Below are 16,888 nucleotides of genomic sequence, written 5' to 3' on the forward strand. Positions count from 1 at the left end.
GTAACCGAACTTAATGCTGACGGTTCGGCGAAACCACGAGAAAACTCTTGTTTACCAAGAGCGCCCTTGTTCAGTTCTTAGTGACCGTTACCGGCCCTGGAGTCCTGAGAAGCGCCGAGATGGGTATAACATCGGCAGGTATGCAAGATGCAGATTGCGGGGAACATATGTACACCAGAACGGTGCGACAGATTCAGCAGAATACAACGGTTCATTATCTCGTATCACCTCCACGGTTGCTCCTTACGGAACGAACCCACAAGCCAAAGCTAAAGTCTTAACCCGGCTGGAAGTGGCAACACGATGAAAACGTCGTGTGCTTTTGTATGAGCCGCGCGCCGCGTTTTATACCCATAAGGAAGTCAAAAAGCAAAAGATAAATGCGCGCATTGCCAGCACCGTCAGGAAAAATTTCCAGTTACATTTTCAGTACAATGCGACCTCAATCAAAAAAAGCTGGAAATCAGGCGAAGAACTGTCCTAAAATAGCCGTCCAGATGTTAATCCATCTATACCGATTAACACTCAGACTGCCAGTGTCCGTCATCTGCAGACTCATGGTAGAATCTTCTACACATGGCTATTCCACTCGACAGTTTGAGCTAACCAAATTCTCCTTAGGTGAAATTAAATATGGCAAAACACCTTTTTACGTCCGAGTCCGTATCAGAAGGGCATCCTGACAAAATCGCTGACCAAATCTCTGACGCCGTACTGGACGCAATCCTCGAGCAGGATCCGAAAGCACGCGTTGCCTGCGAAACCTACGTCAAAACCGGTATGGTTTTAGTTGGCGGTGAGATCACCACCAGCGCATGGGTCGACATCGAAGAGATCACCCGCAACACGGTGCGCGAAATTGGCTATGTGCATTCCGACATGGGTTTTGACGCCAACTCTTGTGCGGTACTGAGCGCAATTGGTAAACAGTCTCCGGACATCAACCAGGGTGTTGACCGCGCCGATCCGCTGGAACAGGGTGCAGGCGACCAGGGTCTGATGTTTGGTTATGCAACCAACGAAACCGACGTGCTGATGCCAGCTCCAATTACCTATGCTCACCGTCTGGTGCAGCGTCAGGCTGAAGTGCGTAAAAACGGCACTTTATCCTGGCTGCGTCCGGATGCAAAAAGCCAGGTTACCTTCCAGTATGACGACGGCAAAATCGTCGGTATTGATGCGGTTGTTCTGTCGACTCAGCACTCTGAAGACATCGATCAGAAATCGCTGCAAGAAGCCGTTATGGAAGAGATCATCAAGCCGATACTGCCGACTGAATGGCTGACTGCTTCGACCAAGTTCTTCATCAACCCAACCGGTCGTTTCGTAATCGGCGGTCCAATGGGCGACTGTGGACTGACAGGTCGTAAAATCATCGTTGATACCTACGGCGGCATGGCGCGTCACGGCGGCGGTGCATTCTCTGGTAAGGATCCGTCTAAAGTTGACCGTTCCGCAGCCTATGCAGCCCGTTACGTCGCGAAAAACATTGTTGCCGCTGGTCTGGCTGATCGCTGTGAGATTCAGGTTTCCTACGCAATCGGCGTGGCTGAACCGACCTCTATCATGGTGGAAACGTTCGGTACTGAAAAAGTGCCTTCTGAGCAACTGACCCTGCTGGTGCGCGAGTTCTTCGACCTGCGCCCGTATGGCCTGATTCAGATGCTGGATCTGCTGCACCCGATTTACAAAGAAACCGCTGCTTACGGTCACTTTGGTCGCGAACATTTCCCATGGGAAAAAACCGACAAAGCCGCTCTGCTGCGTGAAGCTGCCGGTCTGAAGTAATTCCCTCACGGTTCAACGCTTATGAAGACCAGCCTCGCGCTGGTCTTTTTTATGTCCTTTTCTCTTCCATACCCCATAGCCAAAGCTACGCTAACCTCCCTTGTTGTAAACAACAAATGAAAGCGATTACATACCACAGCACCTCAACCCAAACTGAATTAACTTCTCTTCGCCCCTATGATTGCATCAGTGTTACATTATATTTCAGCATTATCTTAAACCCAGACAATCAATGTTATTCATGCGAAATAAATAACGTTATTTTTCAAAAAAATAACCAATAACTTACATGAATGCTAGTGTAACCGATTACACTAATGTGATGTGATTCGCATTTTTTTACCCCGTACTCACCTACCCTTAACATCAACAAAACTAGCTACCCAACCGGAGGGCATCATGCCTGACAATAAAAAAACGGGGCGTTCCAACAAAGCTATGACATTTTTTGTCTGCTTTCTTGCAGCCCTGGCTGGATTACTTTTTGGCCTGGATATCGGTGTTATTGCCGGAGCTTTACCGTTCATCACCGACGAGTTCCAAATTACCCCCCATACTCAGGAATGGGTGGTGAGTTCGATGATGTTTGGTGCAGCCGTGGGTGCCGTCGGCAGCGGTTGGCTCTCCTTCAAACTGGGGCGTAAAAAGAGTTTGATGATCGGCGCAATCCTGTTTGTTGCCGGTTCACTGTTCTCCGCCGCGGCACCAAACGTTGAAGTGCTGTTGGTTTCCCGCGTGCTGCTCGGCCTTGCGGTAGGCGTTGCGTCTTATACCGCGCCGCTTTACCTGTCTGAAATTGCCCCGGAAAAAATTCGTGGCAGCATGATCTCTATGTATCAGTTGATGATCACCATCGGTATTTTGGGTGCGTATCTTTCCGATACGGCGTTTAGCTACAGCGGCGCATGGCGCTGGATGCTGGGCGTGATCATCATCCCTGCCCTGCTGCTGCTGGTTGGCGTTATCTTCCTGCCGGACAGCCCACGCTGGTTTGCTGCTAAACGTCGTTTTGTCGATGCTGAACGTGTTCTGTTGCGTTTGCGTGATACCAGCGCAGAAGCCAAACGCGAGCTGGATGAAATTCGTGAAAGTCTGCAGGTGAAGCAGAGCGGCTGGGCGCTGTTTAAAGAAAACAGCAACTTCCGCCGCGCAGTATTCCTTGGCGTCCTGTTACAGGTGATGCAGCAGTTCACCGGGATGAACGTCATTATGTATTACGCACCGAAAATCTTTGAGCTGGCGGGCTACACCAACACCACCGAGCAGATGTGGGGGACTGTTATCGTCGGTCTGACCAACGTGCTGGCAACCTTTATCGCCATTGGCCTGGTTGACCGTTGGGGCCGCAAGCCTACGCTGATCCTCGGCTTTATCGTCATGGCCGTCGGTATGGGCGTGCTGGGTACGATGATGCACGTGGGTATTCACTCGGCGGCCGCGCAATACTTCGCTGTACTGATGCTGCTGATGTTTATCGTTGGCTTTGCCATGAGCGCCGGTCCGCTGATTTGGGTTCTGTGCTCTGAAATCCAACCGCTGAAAGGCCGCGATTTCGGTATCACCTGCTCTACCGCAACCAACTGGATTGCCAATATGATCGTCGGTGCAACCTTCCTGACGATGCTGAACTCGCTGGGAAGCGCCAATACTTTCTGGGTCTACGGTGGTCTGAACGTCCTGTTCATCTTCCTGACCCTGTGGCTGATACCTGAAACTAAAAATGTCTCTCTGGAACACATTGAACGTAACCTGATGAAAGGTCGTAAACTGCGCGAAATTGGCGCACACGACTAATCACGAAAAGCTTCCTCCCCCGCGGGAGGAAGCCTTCCTCTTGCAGTCCCTTCCCTGTCGCACTATCCTCTGGCGTTATGAAAACCTCCCGTCTCCCTATCGCCATCCAGCAAGCCGTTATGCGCAGCCTGCGGGAAAAACTCGCTCAGGCCAATCTCAAGCTAGAACGCAATTACCCGGAGCCAAAGCTGGTTTACCAACAGCGCGGAACCGCCGCGGGTACCGCGTGGCTACAAACCTACGAAATTCGTCTGAATCCCGTCCTGCTGATGGAGAACGTTGACGCGTTCGTTAACGAAGTGGTGCCCCATGAACTGGCGCATTTACTGGTGTGGAAATACTTTGGCCGCGTGCCGCCGCACGGCAAAGAGTGGAAATGGATGATGGAAAGCGTGCTGGGCGTGCCAGCCCGACGTACGCATCAGTTCGAACTGCAATCCGTGCAGCGTAAGACCTTTACTTACCGCTGCAAGTGTCAGGAACACCAACTGACCGTACGCCGCCATAACCGCGTGATACGCGGCGAAGCCACCTACCGCTGCGTTCACTGCGGCGAACCACTGATTGCAGAATAATCTTCAGAATTATCAGGAACTTTTCTGATCTAACTGATTGCATACAGGAATGACTTTCGCTACGTTGCGGGCTCGTTTTGACACGGAGTTCGTGATGTACCGTAATTTTTCTTTTGCTGCGGCCTTGTTAGCCGCAGCATTTTCAGGCCCGGCTTTAGCCGAAGGCATCAACAGTTTTTCTCAGGCAAAAGCGGCGGGCGTCAAAGTTAACGCCGATGCACCAAGCGATTTCTACTGCGGTTGTAAAATTAACTGGCAAGGCAAAAAAGGGGTCGTGGACCTCGAATCCTGCGGCTATAAAGTGCGAAAAAACGAAAACCGCGCCAGTCGAATTGAATGGGAGCACGTTGTTCCCGCCTGGCAGTTTGGTCATCAGCGCCAGTGCTGGCAGGACGGAGGGCGTAAAAACTGCGCTAAAGATCCGGTCTATCGCAAAATGGAAAGCGATATGCATAACCTGCAGCCTGCGGTAGGTGAAGTGAATGGCGATCGCGCTAACTTCATGTACAGCCAGTGGAACGGTGGCGAAGGCCAGTATGGACAGTGCGCGATGAAGGTTGATTTCAAAGAGAAAGTTGCCGAGCCGCCTGCCCGCGCCCGTGGCGCCATCGCGCGTACCTATTTTTATATGCGCGACCAATACAACCTGACGCTCTCTCGCCAGCAAACCCAGCTTTTTAATGCCTGGAATAAGCAGTATCCGGTCACCGACTGGGAGTGTGAGCGCGACGAACGCGTCGCGAAGGTACAGGGGAATCATAACCCCTATGTGCAACGCGCTTGCCAGGCGCAAAAGAGCTAACCTACACTAGCGGCAATATTTTTAACCATGCCCTGGCCTGTTGCAGCCCAGGGCCATGACGCGGATGTTTAACTATGCGCATTCCTCGCATTTATCACCCAGAGCCACTCGCTTCCGGTAGCCAAATTTCACTGTGTGAAGATGCTGCCAACCATATCGGCCGCGTACTACGTATGGGGCCAGGCCAGCCGCTACAGCTGTTTGATGGCAGCAATCAGGTATTCGACGCCGAAATTACCCATGCCAGTAAGAAAAGTGTGGAAGTGAAGGTGCTTAACGCTGAACTCGACGATCGGGAATCACCGTTGCATATCCACCTGGGCCAGGTAATGTCGCGCGGTGAAAAAATGGAATTTACTATCCAGAAATCGATTGAACTGGGTGTAAGCCTCATTACGCCACTTTTTTCTGAGCGTTGCGGCGTTAAACTGGACAATGAACGCCTGAACAAGAAGCTCCAGCAGTGGCAGAAAATCGCTATTGCCGCCTGCGAACAGTGCGGTCGTAATCGGGTGCCTGAAATTCGCCCGGCAATGGATCTGGAAGCATGGTGCGCAGAACAGGACGAAGGACTGAAGCTCAATCTGCATCCTCGCGCCAGCGCCAGCATTAACACGCTGCCGCTCCCGGTGGAGCGCATCCGCTTGCTGATTGGCCCGGAAGGTGGGTTGTCGGCAGATGAAATTGCCATGACTGCACGGTATCAGTTTACTGATATTCTGTTAGGACCTCGCGTTCTGCGTACTGAGACAACTGCGCTCACCGCCATTACCGCGCTTCAGGTGCGTTTTGGCGATCTGGGCTAAGGCATAAACGGAGAAGAACATGATCAAGCTCGGCATCGTGATGGATCCCATCGCAAGCATCAACATCAAGAAAGATTCCAGCTTCGCAATGCTGCTGGAAGCGCAACGCCGCGGTTACGAAATTCATTATATGGAGATGGCCGATCTTTATCTGATCAACGGTGAAGCCCGCGCCCATACGCGTACCCTGAGCGTAGAGCAGAACTACGACAAATGGTATGAATTTAAGAGCGAGCAGGATCTCCCGCTGGCAGACCTGGACGTTATTCTGATGCGTAAGGATCCGCCGTTTGATACCGAGTTCATCTACGCGACCTATATTCTGGAACGTGCAGAAGAGAAAGGAACGCTGATCGTCAACAAACCGCAGAGCCTGCGCGACTGCAACGAAAAGTTGTTCACCGCATGGTTTGCCGATCTGACGCCGGAAACTCTGGTCACGCGTAATAAAGCGCAGCTGAAAGCCTTCTGGCAAAAACACAGCGACATCATTCTCAAACCGCTGGACGGCATGGGCGGGGCCTCTATTTTCCGCGTGAAGGAAGGCGATCCGAACCTCGGCGTTATTGCGGAAACGCTGACCGAGCACGGTACCCGCTACTGCATGGCGCAGAACTATCTGCCAGCCATTAAAGACGGCGATAAACGCGTGCTGGTGGTCGATGGCGAACCCGTTCCTTACTGCCTGGCGCGTATTCCGCAGGGCGGCGAAACCCGTGGCAACCTGGCCGCAGGTGGTCGTGGCGAGCCGCGTCCATTAACCGACAGTGACTGGGAAATTGCCCGTCGCATTGGGCCAACGCTGAAAGCGAAAGGTTTGATTTTTGTCGGTCTGGATATCATTGGCGATCGTCTGACGGAAATTAACGTCACCAGCCCAACCTGTATTCGTGAAATTGAAGCGGAGTTCCCGGTTTCGATTACCGGTATGCTGATGGATGCCATTGAGGCCCGTCTGCAGAAGTAAATACGTTGCCGGATGGCGACGATTTCGCGTCTAATCCGGCCTACAATTGCACCCCGTAGGCCGGATTAGGCAAAGCCGACATCCGGCAAGCTATTTTCAGAGGGTGACATCTTCGCACTTTGCCCACATACTGGGCGCTGTTGCTTTTTTGAACCAGGAAACAGAACCTCTGACAATGAATTTACAGCATCACTTTCTAATTGCCATGCCTGCTCTCCAGGATCCAATTTTCCGCCGTTCCGTGGTGTATATCTGCGAACATAATGAGAACGGAGCAATGGGGATTATCGTCAATAAGCCTCTGGAAAACTTACAAATTGAAGGGATTCTGGAAAAGCTGAAGATTACTCCAGAAGAACGCGATCCGGCCATTCGTCTGGATAAGCCCGTGATGCTCGGCGGCCCGCTGGCAGAAGACCGTGGATTTATACTTCATACCCCACCGTCGCGCTTTGCGTCCAGTATTCGCATTTCTGATAACACCATCATCACAACCTCCCGCGATGTATTAGAAACCCTGGGTACGCAGGAACAACCGTCCGAAGTGCTGGTTGCGCTGGGTTATTCATCATGGGAAAAGGGCCAACTGGAACAAGAGTTACTGGATAACGCCTGGCTTACGGCCCCTGCCGATCTCAACATCTTATTCAAAACACCGATTGCCGACCGCTGGCGCGATGCGGCGAAGCTTATCGGGATAGATATTCAGACCATGCCCGGCGTGGCGGGACACGCATGATGAACGGAACATTACTCTCTTTTGATTTTGGTACGAAAAGTATCGGCGTCGCCGTGGGTCAGCGCATTACCGGTACGGCAAGGCCATTGCCCGCCATCAAAGCACAGGACGGTACGCCAGACTGGAATTTGATTGAACGCCTGCTGAAAGAGTGGCAACCGGATGAAATCATTGTCGGCCTGCCACTCAACATGGATGGCACCGAGCAGCCCCTTACCGCACGCGCACGTAAATTCGCTAATCGCATTCATGGTCGCTTTGGCGTAACCGTAACGCTGCACGATGAACGTTTGAGCACCGTCGAAGCCCGCTCAGGCCTGTTTGAGCAAGGCGGTTACCGGGCGTTGAATAAAGGCAAAGTGGACTCCGCTTCTGCCGTTATTATCCTGGAAAGCTATTTCGAGCAGGGCTATTAAAGCCGCCCCTGCGCCTGTCGCTGCTGCAAACTTTGTGCAAATGTCTGCATACCTGTCTGCTGCCCGGTTTGAATCACGCCGGGTAGCTGATGCGTTTTCCCTTCGCGGATCAAATTGCCCACGGCGGGCGTGTTGACGAGTAGTTCGAATAGCGCCACGCGTCCCCCCTGCTTATCCTCCTCAAGTTTTTGCGAAAGAACCGCCCGCAGGCTGTCTGCCAGTTGGTTACGCACAGGATCTTTCTCTGTTGCTGCAAAGGAATCCACCAGCCGCGCGATGGCCTGCGCCGCACCTCGCGTATGTAACGTTGCCAGCACCAGATGTCCGGTTTCCGCCGCCGTTAATGCCAGCCGAATGGTTTCCACGTCGCGCAGCTCGCCCAGCAAAATAACGTCGGGATCTTCGCGTAGCACACCGCGCAAACCGGCGGCGAAAGAGGCGCAGTGTGCGCCCACCTCCCGCTGTTGAATCAGACAACGTCGGCTGGTGTAGCGATATTCAATAGGATCTTCCAGCGTCAGAATGTGCCCCTCAATATGCTGATTAAGATACTCCACCATCGCCGCCAGGGTCGTAGATTTACCGCTGCCGGTAGCGCCTGTCACCAGAATCAACCCATTTTCACTGTGAAGCAGTTCAGGTATGACCGCGGGAGGCTGAAGATCGTCTAAATGAGGACAATCCAGCGGTAGCAGTCTTAGCGCCAGCGAGGTTCCCTGCTGATGGACAAATGCGCTGGTGCGCAGCCGCCGGGAGTCCGTCAGGGTAACGGCAAAATCAATCTGCCCTTGCTCCTGCAACTGTACCTGTTGTTGCTCACTGAGCCAGCACATCAGCAGATTCTCTACGTCAGGCGTGGTAAACGGTGCGCTTTCGACTTTTCCACGCCTGCGCCAACGCGCGGGCCATGCATTGCACAGGTGTAGATCCGACACGTTATGCTTTACACTAAGGGCCACTATTTCTTCCATATTCATATGAACATCCTCGGAAAATGAACGATATCGCGCATAACCTGGCACATGTCCGGGACAAAATCTCAGCCGCCGCGACGCGTTGCGGGCGGTCTTCAGTAGAAGTTATGTTGCTTGCAGTCAGCAAAACCAAACCTGCGAGCGCCATCGAAGAAGCCATTACCGCAGGGCAGCGTGCCTTCGGTGAAAACTATGTCCAGGAAGGGGTGGATAAAATCCGCTACTTTCAGGAAAAAGGCGTCAACGATCTGCAGTGGCACTTTATCGGCCCGCTGCAGTCCAACAAAAGTCGTCTGGTCGCCGAGCACTTTGACTGGTGCCATACGATCGACCGTCTACGTATCGCTGCCCGTCTGAGCGAACAGCGCCCGGCAGACCTGCAGCCGCTGAATGTGCTGATCCAGATTAATATCAGCGATGAGAACAGTAAGTCAGGGATTCCGCTGGCAGAGCTTGATGCCCTGGCCGCTGAAGTCGATGCGCTGCCGCGCATTACCCTGCGTGGTTTGATGGCTATTCCCGCTCCTGAGTCAGATTATGTAAGGCAGTTTGAAGTTGCACAGCAAATGGCTGTAGCATTTGCCGGGTTGAAAACACGCTATCCAAATATCGATACGCTCTCGCTGGGGATGTCTGATGATATGGATGCCGCTATCGCGGCGGGTAGCACGATGGTGCGCATCGGCACTGCCATTTTTGGTGCTCGTGATTACACTAAAAAATAAGGAAAATTAAGGAACACCATGAATACGTTGACCTTCCTGCTCTCAACGGTAATTGAGCTGTATACCATGGCGCTGCTGCTGCGCGTGTGGATGCAATGGTCTCGCTGCGATTTCTACAACCCGTTCTCGCAGTTTATTGTGAAAATCACTCAGCCCATTATTGGGCCGTTACGCCGTATTATTCCGCCAATGGGGCCCATTGACAGCGCATCAGCATTAGTCGCGCTCGTTCTCAGCTTTATCAAAGCCATCGTGCTATTTAAGGTGGTCACGTTCCAGCCGATCATCTGGATCGCCGCCGTGCTGATTGTCCTGAAGACCATTGGGCTGCTGATTTTCTGGGTGCTGCTGGTAATGGCGATTATGAGCTGGGTCAGCCAGGGTCGCAGCCCGGTGGAGTACGTGCTGATTCAACTGGCGGATCCGCTGTTGCGTCCTATCCGTCGCATACTTCCAGGCATGGGCGGGATCGATTTCTCCCCAATGATTCTGGTTCTGCTGCTCTATGTCATTAACATGGGTATCGCGGAAGTGTTGCAGGCGACAGGCAACATGCTGCTGCCGGGGCTGTGGATGGCGCTATGAGTGCCGTTACACCCTGCGACGACGGTCTGGTTTTACGGCTCTATATTCAGCCGAAAGCCAGCCGTGACAGTATTGTGGGTTTACATGGCGACGAAGTTAAAGTCGCCATTACCGCCCCGCCGGTCGATGGACAAGCCAACAGCCATCTGGTGAAGTTTCTCGGCAAACAGTTCCGCGTAGCGAAAAGCCAGGTCGTTATTGAGAAGGGCGAGCTTGGTCGTCACAAACAGGTTAAAATTATTCATCCGCAACAGATCCCGCCCGAAATTGCGGCGCTAACTGATTAGGTATCCCATGCAAAAAGTTGTCCTCGCGACCGGCAATGCCGGTAAAGTGCGTGAACTCGCCTCTCTTCTGAGTGATTTCGGTCTTGATGTTGTTGCCCAAACGGATCTGGGAGTTGATTCTGCAGAAGAGACCGGACTGACGTTTATTGAGAACGCCATTCTGAAGGCGCGTCATGCCGCGCAAATTACGGGTTTGCCAGCCATTGCTGATGACTCCGGCCTGGCAGTAAATGCCCTTGGCGGCGCGCCGGGTATCTATTCAGCCCGCTATTCCGGCGAAGATGCGACCGATCAGCAGAACCTGGAAAAACTGCTGCACACCCTGCGGGATGTCCCGGATGACCAGCGTCAGGCGCAATTCCACTGCGTGCTGGTGTATATGCGCCATGCGGACGATCCCACGCCTTTAGTGTGCCACGGAAGCTGGCCGGGCGTGATTACCCGTGAACCGGCCGGAAACGGTGGTTTTGGTTACGACCCAATCTTTTTTGTGCCGTCCGAAGGAAAAACAGCTGCTGAGCTGACCCGCGAAGAAAAAAGTGCGATTTCTCACCGCGGACAGGCACTGAAGCTGCTGCTGGATGCCCTGCGCAATGGTTAACCTTCCGCCGCTAAGTCTTTATATTCACATCCCCTGGTGCGTGCAGAAATGCCCGTACTGCGACTTTAACTCGCATGCGCTTAAGGGCGAGGTTCCTCATGACGACTATGTTCAGCACCTGCTGAGCGATCTGGATACTGAGGTGGCCCACGCCCAGGGGCGGGAAGTAAAGACAATTTTTATCGGTGGTGGTACGCCGAGCCTGCTTTCTGGCCCGGCAATGCAAACGCTGCTCGACGGCGTGCGTGCACGGCTGAATCTGGCCGCAGATGCAGAAATCACAATGGAGGCGAATCCCGGGACGGTGGAAGCCGATCGCTTTGTTGATTATCAACGCGCTGGCGTAAACCGTATCTCGATTGGCGTACAGAGCTTTAGCTCCGCCAAACTCGAGCGTCTGGGACGTATTCACGGGCCGGAAGAAGCCAACCGAGCAGCACACCTGGCGAGCGGTCTGGGGCTACGCAGCTTTAACCTCGACCTGATGCATGGTTTGCCAGATCAGACGCTGGAAGAGGCGCTGGGCGATTTACAGCAGGCCATCGCGCTCAACCCACCGCATCTTTCCTGGTATCAGTTGACCATCGAACCCAACACGCTGTTCGGTTCCCGACCGCCTGTTTTACCAGACGATGATGCGCTGTGGGATATTTTTGAGCAAGGCCACCAGTTGCTGACCGCCGCCGGGTATCAACAGTACGAAACCTCAGCCTATGCAAAGCCGGGCTATCAGTGTCAGCACAACCTTAATTACTGGCGTTTTGGCGACTATCTCGGTATTGGCTGCGGCGCGCATGGCAAAATTACGTTCCCGGACGGGCGCATTCTGCGTACCACCAAAACGCGGCATCCGCGTGGCTACATGCAAGGGCGTTATCTCGAAAGCCAGCGTGATGTCGCCGAAGCCGATAAGCCGTTCGAGTTCTTTATGAACCGTTTCCGGTTGCTTGAGGCCGCGCCTCGCGCGGAGTTCAGACAATATACCGGGCTTACCGAGGACGTTATTCGTCGACAGATCGATGAGGCTATTTCCCAGGGCTACCTGAGTGAATGCGATGAATACTGGCAGATTACTCAACACGGTAAGCTGTTTTTGAACTCTCTGTTGGAGCTGTTTCTGGCGGAGTAATACGGTAACGATGTAGGCCGGATAAGGCCTTGAGCCGCATCCGGCAAATTGCCTGATGGCGCTGCGCTTATCAGGCCTACAGGGTTAGGTCGATGAGCGCAGCCACCTTCAGTCATTAATACTGATTAAACATTTCCTGGATCTGTTTAGGATCCTTGGTTTGAGTCAGCGCAAGCTGCAGCAGAACACGTGCTTTTTGCGGGTTCAGGGAACCTGAAGCCACAAATCCGTATTTTGCATCATCAACTTCTGCATCCTGCGTGGTGGCACCCGTTGGTACACGAGATGAACGCACCACAACGGTACCTTTATGCGCGGCGGTTGCCAGCGTATCGAAAATGGTTTTATACAAGTTACCGTTACCTACACCTGCACTAACGATCCCTGCGTAACCCGCATCTACCAGTGCTTTTGCCGGCAGATCGGAGGCGTTAGCATAGTTGTAAACAATCCCAACTTTCGGCAGCTCGGTCAGCTTAGAAACATCGAACGGAGTAGACGTGGTGTGCTTACGCGCAGGCGTACGCTGGTAGTCGATTTTACCGTTATGAATGTAACCCAACGGGCCGTAGTTAACGGATTTGAAGGTAGCAACGTCGGTAGTGTTAGTTTTAGTCACGTCGCGACCATCCATAACGGTGTCGTTCATCACCACCAGCACTCCGCGGTTGGCAGAGGCTTTGTCTGCGGCAGTTACCACTGCGTTATACAGGTTGAACGGGCCATCAGCGCTCATACCCGTAGATGGACGCATGGCGCCGACCAGCACGACCGGCTTGTTGCACTTGACGGTCAGGTCGAGGAAATAGGCGGTTTCTTCCATGGTATCCGTACCATGTGTCACCACGAAGCCGTCGGTTTTATCACACTCGGTATTAATCTTTTTGGCCAGCGTTAACCAGACTTCGTCATTCATATCCTGGGAGCCGATGTTCACCACCTGCTCGCCTTTAACGACAGCGATATCTTTCAACTGAGGTACGGCCTCAACCAGATTTTCTACGCCAACCTTGCCTGCCGTGTAGTTAGATTTTGTCGCGGAATCACCACCGCCGGCAATCGTCCCACCGGTCGCTAAAATGGTGATGTTTGGCAGTGCAAGCGCCGCGCCGCTGAAACCCATAACCAGTGCGGCAAGTGCCGTTTTCTTGAAAAACTCCATGTTATTTCTCCAGTTACTTGAATTTGCAGCATTATGTCTATCCTACAGATGAATAATGTGACGAGTTCCAATTAACCAGATTTATATCTCCACCAAATTGCCATTCTTAGAGATGGATATCAAAAAAACAGAAATATACAAAATAAAACGGCGCAGAATGTTTCTGCGCCGTTAAAAAGAGGTGAAGATTATTTCAGAGTGCTAACCAGCGTTTTACGATCGTTTTCCAGCGTCACGACGCGGGCACAAACATCTTTGCCAAACTGTTGGAAGTCTTGTTCCTGATTCTTCCATTCGTTTTGAATTGAGGTTTGCAAGCCACCAAGGCTACCGAGCACACCCTGCAACGGATTACCACCGCCTTTGAGTACGGCTTTGGCACCCATTTCGTTGATGCTGTCCTGCAAAATACCGCCCATCGCCTGATTAACCAGCTGTTGTCCGTCCGCGCGGACTTGATCAATCGCCTTATAATGGAAGGTCAGGCCATCAGTTCGATGCTCGATGATACGGTTCATCTGCTCTTTCAATTGCGCATCCAGCTTGGTTAAGCGGCCACGCATGTTGCTACTTTCACCGACCTCTTTGGCGATGATTTTATCCAGCGCCACGCGACCTTTCTCTACGCGCGCTCTGGCACCTTCGTCAATCCACGGCAGGCTGCTACGCAACGCCGCCTGATAATCTTTGGCCTGCTCACGCTGTGCGGCGTTCAGGCTGTACTGTTTACCGTTGAAGGTGACATCGCCGGCCTGGGTAATAATCAGGTCGCCGTTCTCACCCTTCACTTGCACCGTTTGTGGGCTCAAAATCACATCGTCACGCGGGGTGACGCTGCACTGGTAATCTGCATGTGCGGCCATCGCCGTGAACGTTAGGACTGCCGCCAGCAGCGTTTTGCGCATCATATCTTTCCCTCAAGACAAATCGGGCCGGCATTTGCCGACCCTGTGCTACTTAGTCCCACCAAATATCGAAAAGTTCGCTGGTACGCACTTCTTCTAGTTTGTGCTCTTCCAGCCACTTACGCACGATTGCCTGGTGTTCTTCGGTGCATTTGCCGATTTCCTGCAGACAGATCAGACCTTCCCAGGCCAGATAGCCGCTGCCGTCAAAAGCCAGCTTGTTCGGTTCGATAACTTCATTGATAAAGTCATCAACGATTTGATCGACCTGCTCTCCAGATGTACCTTCCGGGAAACGCCATGCAACCGAAAATCCTACTTCCTGGAATTCTTCGATGTGCATCTTTTTACGCAGACGACGGCTACGGTTCTTTGCCATTATTTCACCCTCTCGAACATTAAGTCCCATACGCCGTGGCCAAGACGATGACCACGTTGTTCAAATTTGGTTACCGGGCGCGATTGTGGGCGCGGTACATAATCGTTACTCTCGGACTGGTTTTTATACCCGTCAATGGAGGACATCACTTCCAGCATATGTTCCGCATAAGCTTCCCAGTCGGTTGCCATGTGGAATACGCCGCCCAGCTTCAGCTTACTTAAGATATGCTCAGCAAACGGTACCTGAACGATACGGCGTTTATTATGACGTGCTTTATGCCACGGGTCAGGGAAAAACAGCTGAACCATAGATAAAGAATTGTCAGGAATCATTTTATGCAGGACTTCAACGGCATCATGGCACATGACGCGCAGGTTCTCGACACCCTCTTCATGGGCTGAAGCCAGACACGCACCAACGCCCGGCGAGTGAACCTCAATGCCAAGGAAATTCTGTTCCGGACGCGCTTTCGCCATTGCGACCAGCGACGCTCCCATACCAAAACCGATTTCCAGCGTGACTGGCGCATCACGGCCAAACAGTTCTGCGAAATTTACAGGCTCTTCGCTGAACTCAACGCCCATCACCGGCCAGTAGTTTTCCAGCGCGTGCTCCTGCCCTTTGGTCAGTCGCCCCTGGCGACGAACAAAACTACGAATCCGGCGCAGAGGGCGGCCGTTTTCATCAAATTCCGGTGAAATGACGTCGTTCTTCATAAAAGTTTAGTCTGCTGTGTTTGAGTTCTGAAAACGGGCATTATCCAAAGTTAGTTGCCGGATGCAAGTAAAGGAAGAAAGTGAGCAGCGGAAAGTTCCGGTTTACACCCTGTTGCCGCTGTGCTGCAATCTTGCCCCCGGCAATAATGAAACGGTAATCATGCAAGCGTCTCAATTCTCGGCTCAGGTATTGAGCTGGTACGACAAATACGGGCGGAAAACGCTGCCCTGGCAAATTGATAAGACGCCTTACAAAGTATGGCTCTCTGAGGTAATGCTGCAACAAACTCAGGTTGCGACCGTTATCCCTTATTTTGAGCGCTTTATGGCGCGCTTCCCAACGGTAACGGATTTAGCCCATGCGCCGCTGGATGAGGTTCTGCATTTGTGGACCGGGCTGGGTTATTACGCCCGAGCGCGTAATCTGCATAAAGCCGCGCAGCAGGTTGTCACGCTACATAGCGGTATATTTCCGCAAACTTTTGATGAGGTGGCCGCCCTACCTGGCGTCGGTCGCTCAACCGCAGGCGCGATCCTTTCCCTCTCTCTGGGTCAGCATTTTCCGATTCTCGACGGTAACGTCAAACGCGTGCTGGCTCGCTGTTATGCTGTAAACGGCTGGCCGGGTAAAAAAGAGGTCGAAAAGAAGCTGTGGGAGTTGAGCGAGCAGGTGACGCCCGCCCATGGCGTTGAACGTTTTAATCAGGCGATGATGGATTTAGGCGCCATGGTCTGTACGCGCTCAAAACCTAAATGTTCGCTGTGTCCGTTGGAAAATGGCTGTGTGGCCAGCGCCAATGCAAGCTGGGCGTTGTACCCGGGTAAAAAACCCAAGCAAACGCTGCCAGAACGAACGGGCTATTTTTTACTGATGCAGCATAATGACGAAGTGCTGCTCGCACAGCGACCGCCCAGCGGCTTATGGGGTGGTTTATACTGTTTTCCACAGTTTGACGACGAAGATGGACTGCGCAACTGGCTGGCGCAACGGCAAATTAACGCAGATAATCTGACCCAACTTAATGCGTTTCGCCATACCTTTAGCCATTTCCACTTAGACATTGTGCCTATGTGGCTTCCTGTGTCTTCATTCGGCTCATGCATGGATGAAGGCAACGCGCTCTGGTATAACTTAGCGCAACCGCCGTCGGTCGGACTGGCGGCTCCCGTGGAGCGTTTGTTACAGCAATTACGTGCCGGTACACACGTTTAACGTACCGGTCGATAGAGAGGATTTTTTATGAGCAGAACGATTTTTTGCACTTTCCTGCAACGCGAAGCAGAAGGCCAGGATTTTCAGCTGTACCCGGGCGATCTGGGGAAACGCATCTACAACGAGATTTCTAAAGAAGCATGGGCGCAATGGCAGCATAAGCAAACCATGCTGATTAACGAGAAGAAGCTCAATATGATGAACGTTGAGCATCGTAAACTGCTTGAGCAGGAGATGATCAACTTCCTGTTTGAAGGCAAAGACGTGCATATTGAAGGCTATACACCAGAGTCTTAAGAACCGTTGCCGGATGGCGCTACGC

At 52.6% G+C, this 16,888-nt stretch carries 21 protein-coding genes; 15 read left to right on the top strand and 6 right to left on the bottom strand.

From position 1 onward, the window contains the following. Positions 1-77: 77 nt before the first annotated feature. A complete protein-coding gene (locus C2U41_RS30005; RefSeq protein WP_269147429.1) occupies positions 78-215 on the bottom strand; it encodes a hypothetical protein in 138 nt (45 codons plus the stop codon). Positions 216-633: 418 nt separating this feature from the next. Between C2U41_RS30005 and metK the strand changes: the two genes are divergently transcribed. The 8 genes from metK (at position 634) to ruvX (ending at position 7,887) form a co-directional block, all read left to right on the top strand. Then, complete coding sequence (gene metK / locus C2U41_RS18140) at positions 634-1,788, top strand: methionine adenosyltransferase (RefSeq protein WP_103848970.1); 1,155 nt, start codon at positions 634-636, stop codon at positions 1,786-1,788. 399 nt (positions 1,789-2,187) lie between these two features. After that, positions 2,188-3,582 carry a galactose/proton symporter gene (galP, locus tag C2U41_RS18145; RefSeq protein WP_003027074.1) on the top strand — a complete coding sequence of 465 codons (1,395 nt, stop codon included), beginning with the start codon at positions 2,188-2,190 and terminating at the stop codon, positions 3,580-3,582. 77 nt (positions 3,583-3,659) lie between these two features. After that, positions 3,660-4,157, top strand: coding sequence for a SprT family zinc-dependent metalloprotease (locus C2U41_RS18150; protein WP_003838223.1), 498 nt, complete (start codon positions 3,660-3,662; stop codon positions 4,155-4,157). Between the two features lie 94 nt (positions 4,158-4,251). Beyond that, a complete protein-coding gene (gene endA / locus C2U41_RS18155) occupies positions 4,252-4,959 on the top strand; it encodes a deoxyribonuclease I (RefSeq protein WP_103848971.1) in 708 nt (235 codons plus the stop codon). Between the two features lie 74 nt (positions 4,960-5,033). After that, the gene (gene rsmE, locus C2U41_RS18160) at positions 5,034-5,765 is read left to right on the top strand and encodes a 16S rRNA (uracil(1498)-N(3))-methyltransferase (RefSeq protein ID WP_003027080.1); all 732 of its coding nucleotides are present in this window, start codon (positions 5,034-5,036) and stop codon (positions 5,763-5,765) included. Between the two features lie 19 nt (positions 5,766-5,784). Continuing rightward, positions 5,785-6,732, top strand: a complete 948-nt coding sequence (gshB, locus tag C2U41_RS18165) for a glutathione synthase (RefSeq protein ID WP_003027083.1) — start codon at positions 5,785-5,787, stop codon at positions 6,730-6,732. A gap of 175 nt (positions 6,733-6,907) precedes the next feature. Further along, entirely contained in the window at positions 6,908-7,471 is a 564-nt protein-coding gene (locus tag C2U41_RS18170) for a YqgE/AlgH family protein (RefSeq protein ID WP_003027086.1), read from the top strand. Further along, entirely contained in the window at positions 7,471-7,887 is a 417-nt protein-coding gene (ruvX, locus tag C2U41_RS18175) for a Holliday junction resolvase RuvX (RefSeq protein WP_003027087.1), read from the top strand. Before C2U41_RS18170 ends, ruvX begins: the two co-directional genes overlap by 1 nt. Here the strand turns inward: ruvX and C2U41_RS18180 are convergent. Beyond that, positions 7,884-8,864: a type IV pilus twitching motility protein PilT gene (locus C2U41_RS18180; RefSeq protein WP_103848972.1), complete on the bottom strand. Its 981-nt coding sequence runs from the start codon at positions 8,862-8,864 to the stop codon at positions 7,884-7,886. The two genes, ruvX and C2U41_RS18180, sit on opposite strands and share 4 nt — an antisense overlap. Before the next feature lie 17 nt (positions 8,865-8,881). Here C2U41_RS18180 and C2U41_RS18185 point away from each other — a divergent pair, with 17 nt between their 5' ends. Genes C2U41_RS18185 through hemW form a run of 5 tightly spaced genes read left to right on the top strand, consistent with a single transcriptional unit; the run spans position 8,882 to position 12,188 of the window. Then, entirely contained in the window at positions 8,882-9,586 is a 705-nt protein-coding gene (locus C2U41_RS18185) for a YggS family pyridoxal phosphate-dependent enzyme (RefSeq protein ID WP_103848973.1), read from the top strand. Positions 9,587-9,604: 18 nt separating this feature from the next. Continuing rightward, positions 9,605-10,171, top strand: coding sequence for a YggT family protein (locus C2U41_RS18190; protein ID WP_003825417.1), 567 nt, complete (start codon positions 9,605-9,607; stop codon positions 10,169-10,171). Next, positions 10,168-10,458, top strand: coding sequence for a DUF167 family protein YggU (gene yggU / locus C2U41_RS18195; RefSeq protein ID WP_003027101.1), 291 nt, complete (start codon positions 10,168-10,170; stop codon positions 10,456-10,458). Before C2U41_RS18190 ends, yggU begins: the two co-directional genes overlap by 4 nt. Before the next feature lie 7 nt (positions 10,459-10,465). Beyond that, the gene (locus tag C2U41_RS18200; RefSeq protein ID WP_003027104.1) at positions 10,466-11,059 is read left to right on the top strand and encodes an XTP/dITP diphosphatase; all 594 of its coding nucleotides are present in this window, start codon (positions 10,466-10,468) and stop codon (positions 11,057-11,059) included. After that, positions 11,052-12,188, top strand: coding sequence for a radical SAM family heme chaperone HemW (gene hemW, locus C2U41_RS18205; protein ID WP_103848974.1), 1,137 nt, complete (start codon positions 11,052-11,054; stop codon positions 12,186-12,188). The genes C2U41_RS18200 and hemW overlap by 8 nt, the downstream gene beginning before the upstream one ends. A 115-nt stretch (positions 12,189-12,303) precedes the next feature. On the opposite strand, the gene ansB is transcribed toward hemW, so the two are convergent. From ansB to trmB, 4 genes are all read right to left on the bottom strand, one after another. After that, entirely contained in the window at positions 12,304-13,350 is a 1,047-nt protein-coding gene (gene ansB / locus C2U41_RS18210; RefSeq protein WP_003027108.1) for an L-asparaginase 2, read from the bottom strand. Positions 13,351-13,538: 188 nt separating this feature from the next. Beyond that, positions 13,539-14,258: a DUF2884 domain-containing protein gene (locus C2U41_RS18215; RefSeq protein WP_003838208.1), complete on the bottom strand. Its 720-nt coding sequence runs from the start codon at positions 14,256-14,258 to the stop codon at positions 13,539-13,541. 49 nt (positions 14,259-14,307) lie between these two features. Then, a complete protein-coding gene (locus C2U41_RS18220) occupies positions 14,308-14,634 on the bottom strand; it encodes a YggL family protein (protein WP_003027115.1) in 327 nt (108 codons plus the stop codon). Further along, the gene (gene trmB, locus C2U41_RS18225; RefSeq protein WP_003027117.1) at positions 14,634-15,353 is read right to left on the bottom strand and encodes a tRNA (guanosine(46)-N7)-methyltransferase TrmB; all 720 of its coding nucleotides are present in this window, start codon (positions 15,351-15,353) and stop codon (positions 14,634-14,636) included. Before trmB ends, C2U41_RS18220 begins: the two co-directional genes overlap by 1 nt. Before the next feature lie 160 nt (positions 15,354-15,513). Here trmB and mutY point away from each other — a divergent pair, with 160 nt between their 5' ends. Together mutY and C2U41_RS18235 are read left to right on the top strand one after the other, a co-directional pair. After that, on the top strand, positions 15,514-16,566 hold the full coding sequence (gene mutY / locus C2U41_RS18230; RefSeq protein WP_049001615.1) for an A/G-specific adenine glycosylase: 1,053 nt from the start codon (positions 15,514-15,516) through the stop codon (positions 16,564-16,566). Between the two features lie 27 nt (positions 16,567-16,593). Beyond that, positions 16,594-16,863: an oxidative damage protection protein gene (locus tag C2U41_RS18235; protein WP_003027126.1), complete on the top strand. Its 270-nt coding sequence runs from the start codon at positions 16,594-16,596 to the stop codon at positions 16,861-16,863. Positions 16,864-16,888 lie beyond the last annotated feature (25 nt).

This window comes from Citrobacter freundii complex sp. CFNIH4, assembly GCF_002934505.1.
Lineage (GTDB): Bacteria > Pseudomonadota > Gammaproteobacteria > Enterobacterales > Enterobacteriaceae > Citrobacter > Citrobacter freundii.

Excerpts from the sequence above, each read along its gene's own strand:
- C2U41_RS30005 (WP_269147429.1), bottom strand. The coding sequence starts at position 215 with ATGAACCGTTGTATTCTGCTGAATCTGTCGCACCGTTCTGGTGTACAT.
- metK (WP_103848970.1), top strand. The coding sequence starts at position 634 with ATGGCAAAACACCTTTTTACGTCCGAGTCCGTATCAGAAGGGCATCCT.
- galP (WP_003027074.1), top strand. The coding sequence starts at position 2,188 with ATGCCTGACAATAAAAAAACGGGGCGTTCCAACAAAGCTATGACATTT.
- C2U41_RS18150 (WP_003838223.1), top strand. The coding sequence starts at position 3,660 with ATGAAAACCTCCCGTCTCCCTATCGCCATCCAGCAAGCCGTTATGCGC.
- endA (WP_103848971.1), top strand. The coding sequence starts at position 4,252 with ATGTACCGTAATTTTTCTTTTGCTGCGGCCTTGTTAGCCGCAGCATTT.
- rsmE (WP_003027080.1), top strand. The coding sequence starts at position 5,034 with ATGCGCATTCCTCGCATTTATCACCCAGAGCCACTCGCTTCCGGTAGC.
- gshB (WP_003027083.1), top strand. The coding sequence starts at position 5,785 with ATGATCAAGCTCGGCATCGTGATGGATCCCATCGCAAGCATCAACATC.
- C2U41_RS18170 (WP_003027086.1), top strand. The coding sequence starts at position 6,908 with ATGAATTTACAGCATCACTTTCTAATTGCCATGCCTGCTCTCCAGGAT.
- ruvX (WP_003027087.1), top strand. The coding sequence starts at position 7,471 with ATGAACGGAACATTACTCTCTTTTGATTTTGGTACGAAAAGTATCGGC.
- C2U41_RS18180 (WP_103848972.1), bottom strand. The coding sequence starts at position 8,864 with ATGAATATGGAAGAAATAGTGGCCCTTAGTGTAAAGCATAACGTGTCG.
- C2U41_RS18185 (WP_103848973.1), top strand. The coding sequence starts at position 8,882 with ATGAACGATATCGCGCATAACCTGGCACATGTCCGGGACAAAATCTCA.
- C2U41_RS18190 (WP_003825417.1), top strand. The coding sequence starts at position 9,605 with ATGAATACGTTGACCTTCCTGCTCTCAACGGTAATTGAGCTGTATACC.
- yggU (WP_003027101.1), top strand. The coding sequence starts at position 10,168 with ATGAGTGCCGTTACACCCTGCGACGACGGTCTGGTTTTACGGCTCTAT.
- C2U41_RS18200 (WP_003027104.1), top strand. The coding sequence starts at position 10,466 with ATGCAAAAAGTTGTCCTCGCGACCGGCAATGCCGGTAAAGTGCGTGAA.
- hemW (WP_103848974.1), top strand. The coding sequence starts at position 11,052 with ATGGTTAACCTTCCGCCGCTAAGTCTTTATATTCACATCCCCTGGTGC.
- ansB (WP_003027108.1), bottom strand. The coding sequence starts at position 13,350 with ATGGAGTTTTTCAAGAAAACGGCACTTGCCGCACTGGTTATGGGTTTC.
- C2U41_RS18215 (WP_003838208.1), bottom strand. The coding sequence starts at position 14,258 with ATGATGCGCAAAACGCTGCTGGCGGCAGTCCTAACGTTCACGGCGATG.
- C2U41_RS18220 (WP_003027115.1), bottom strand. The coding sequence starts at position 14,634 with ATGGCAAAGAACCGTAGCCGTCGTCTGCGTAAAAAGATGCACATCGAA.
- trmB (WP_003027117.1), bottom strand. The coding sequence starts at position 15,353 with ATGAAGAACGACGTCATTTCACCGGAATTTGATGAAAACGGCCGCCCT.
- mutY (WP_049001615.1), top strand. The coding sequence starts at position 15,514 with ATGCAAGCGTCTCAATTCTCGGCTCAGGTATTGAGCTGGTACGACAAA.
- C2U41_RS18235 (WP_003027126.1), top strand. The coding sequence starts at position 16,594 with ATGAGCAGAACGATTTTTTGCACTTTCCTGCAACGCGAAGCAGAAGGC.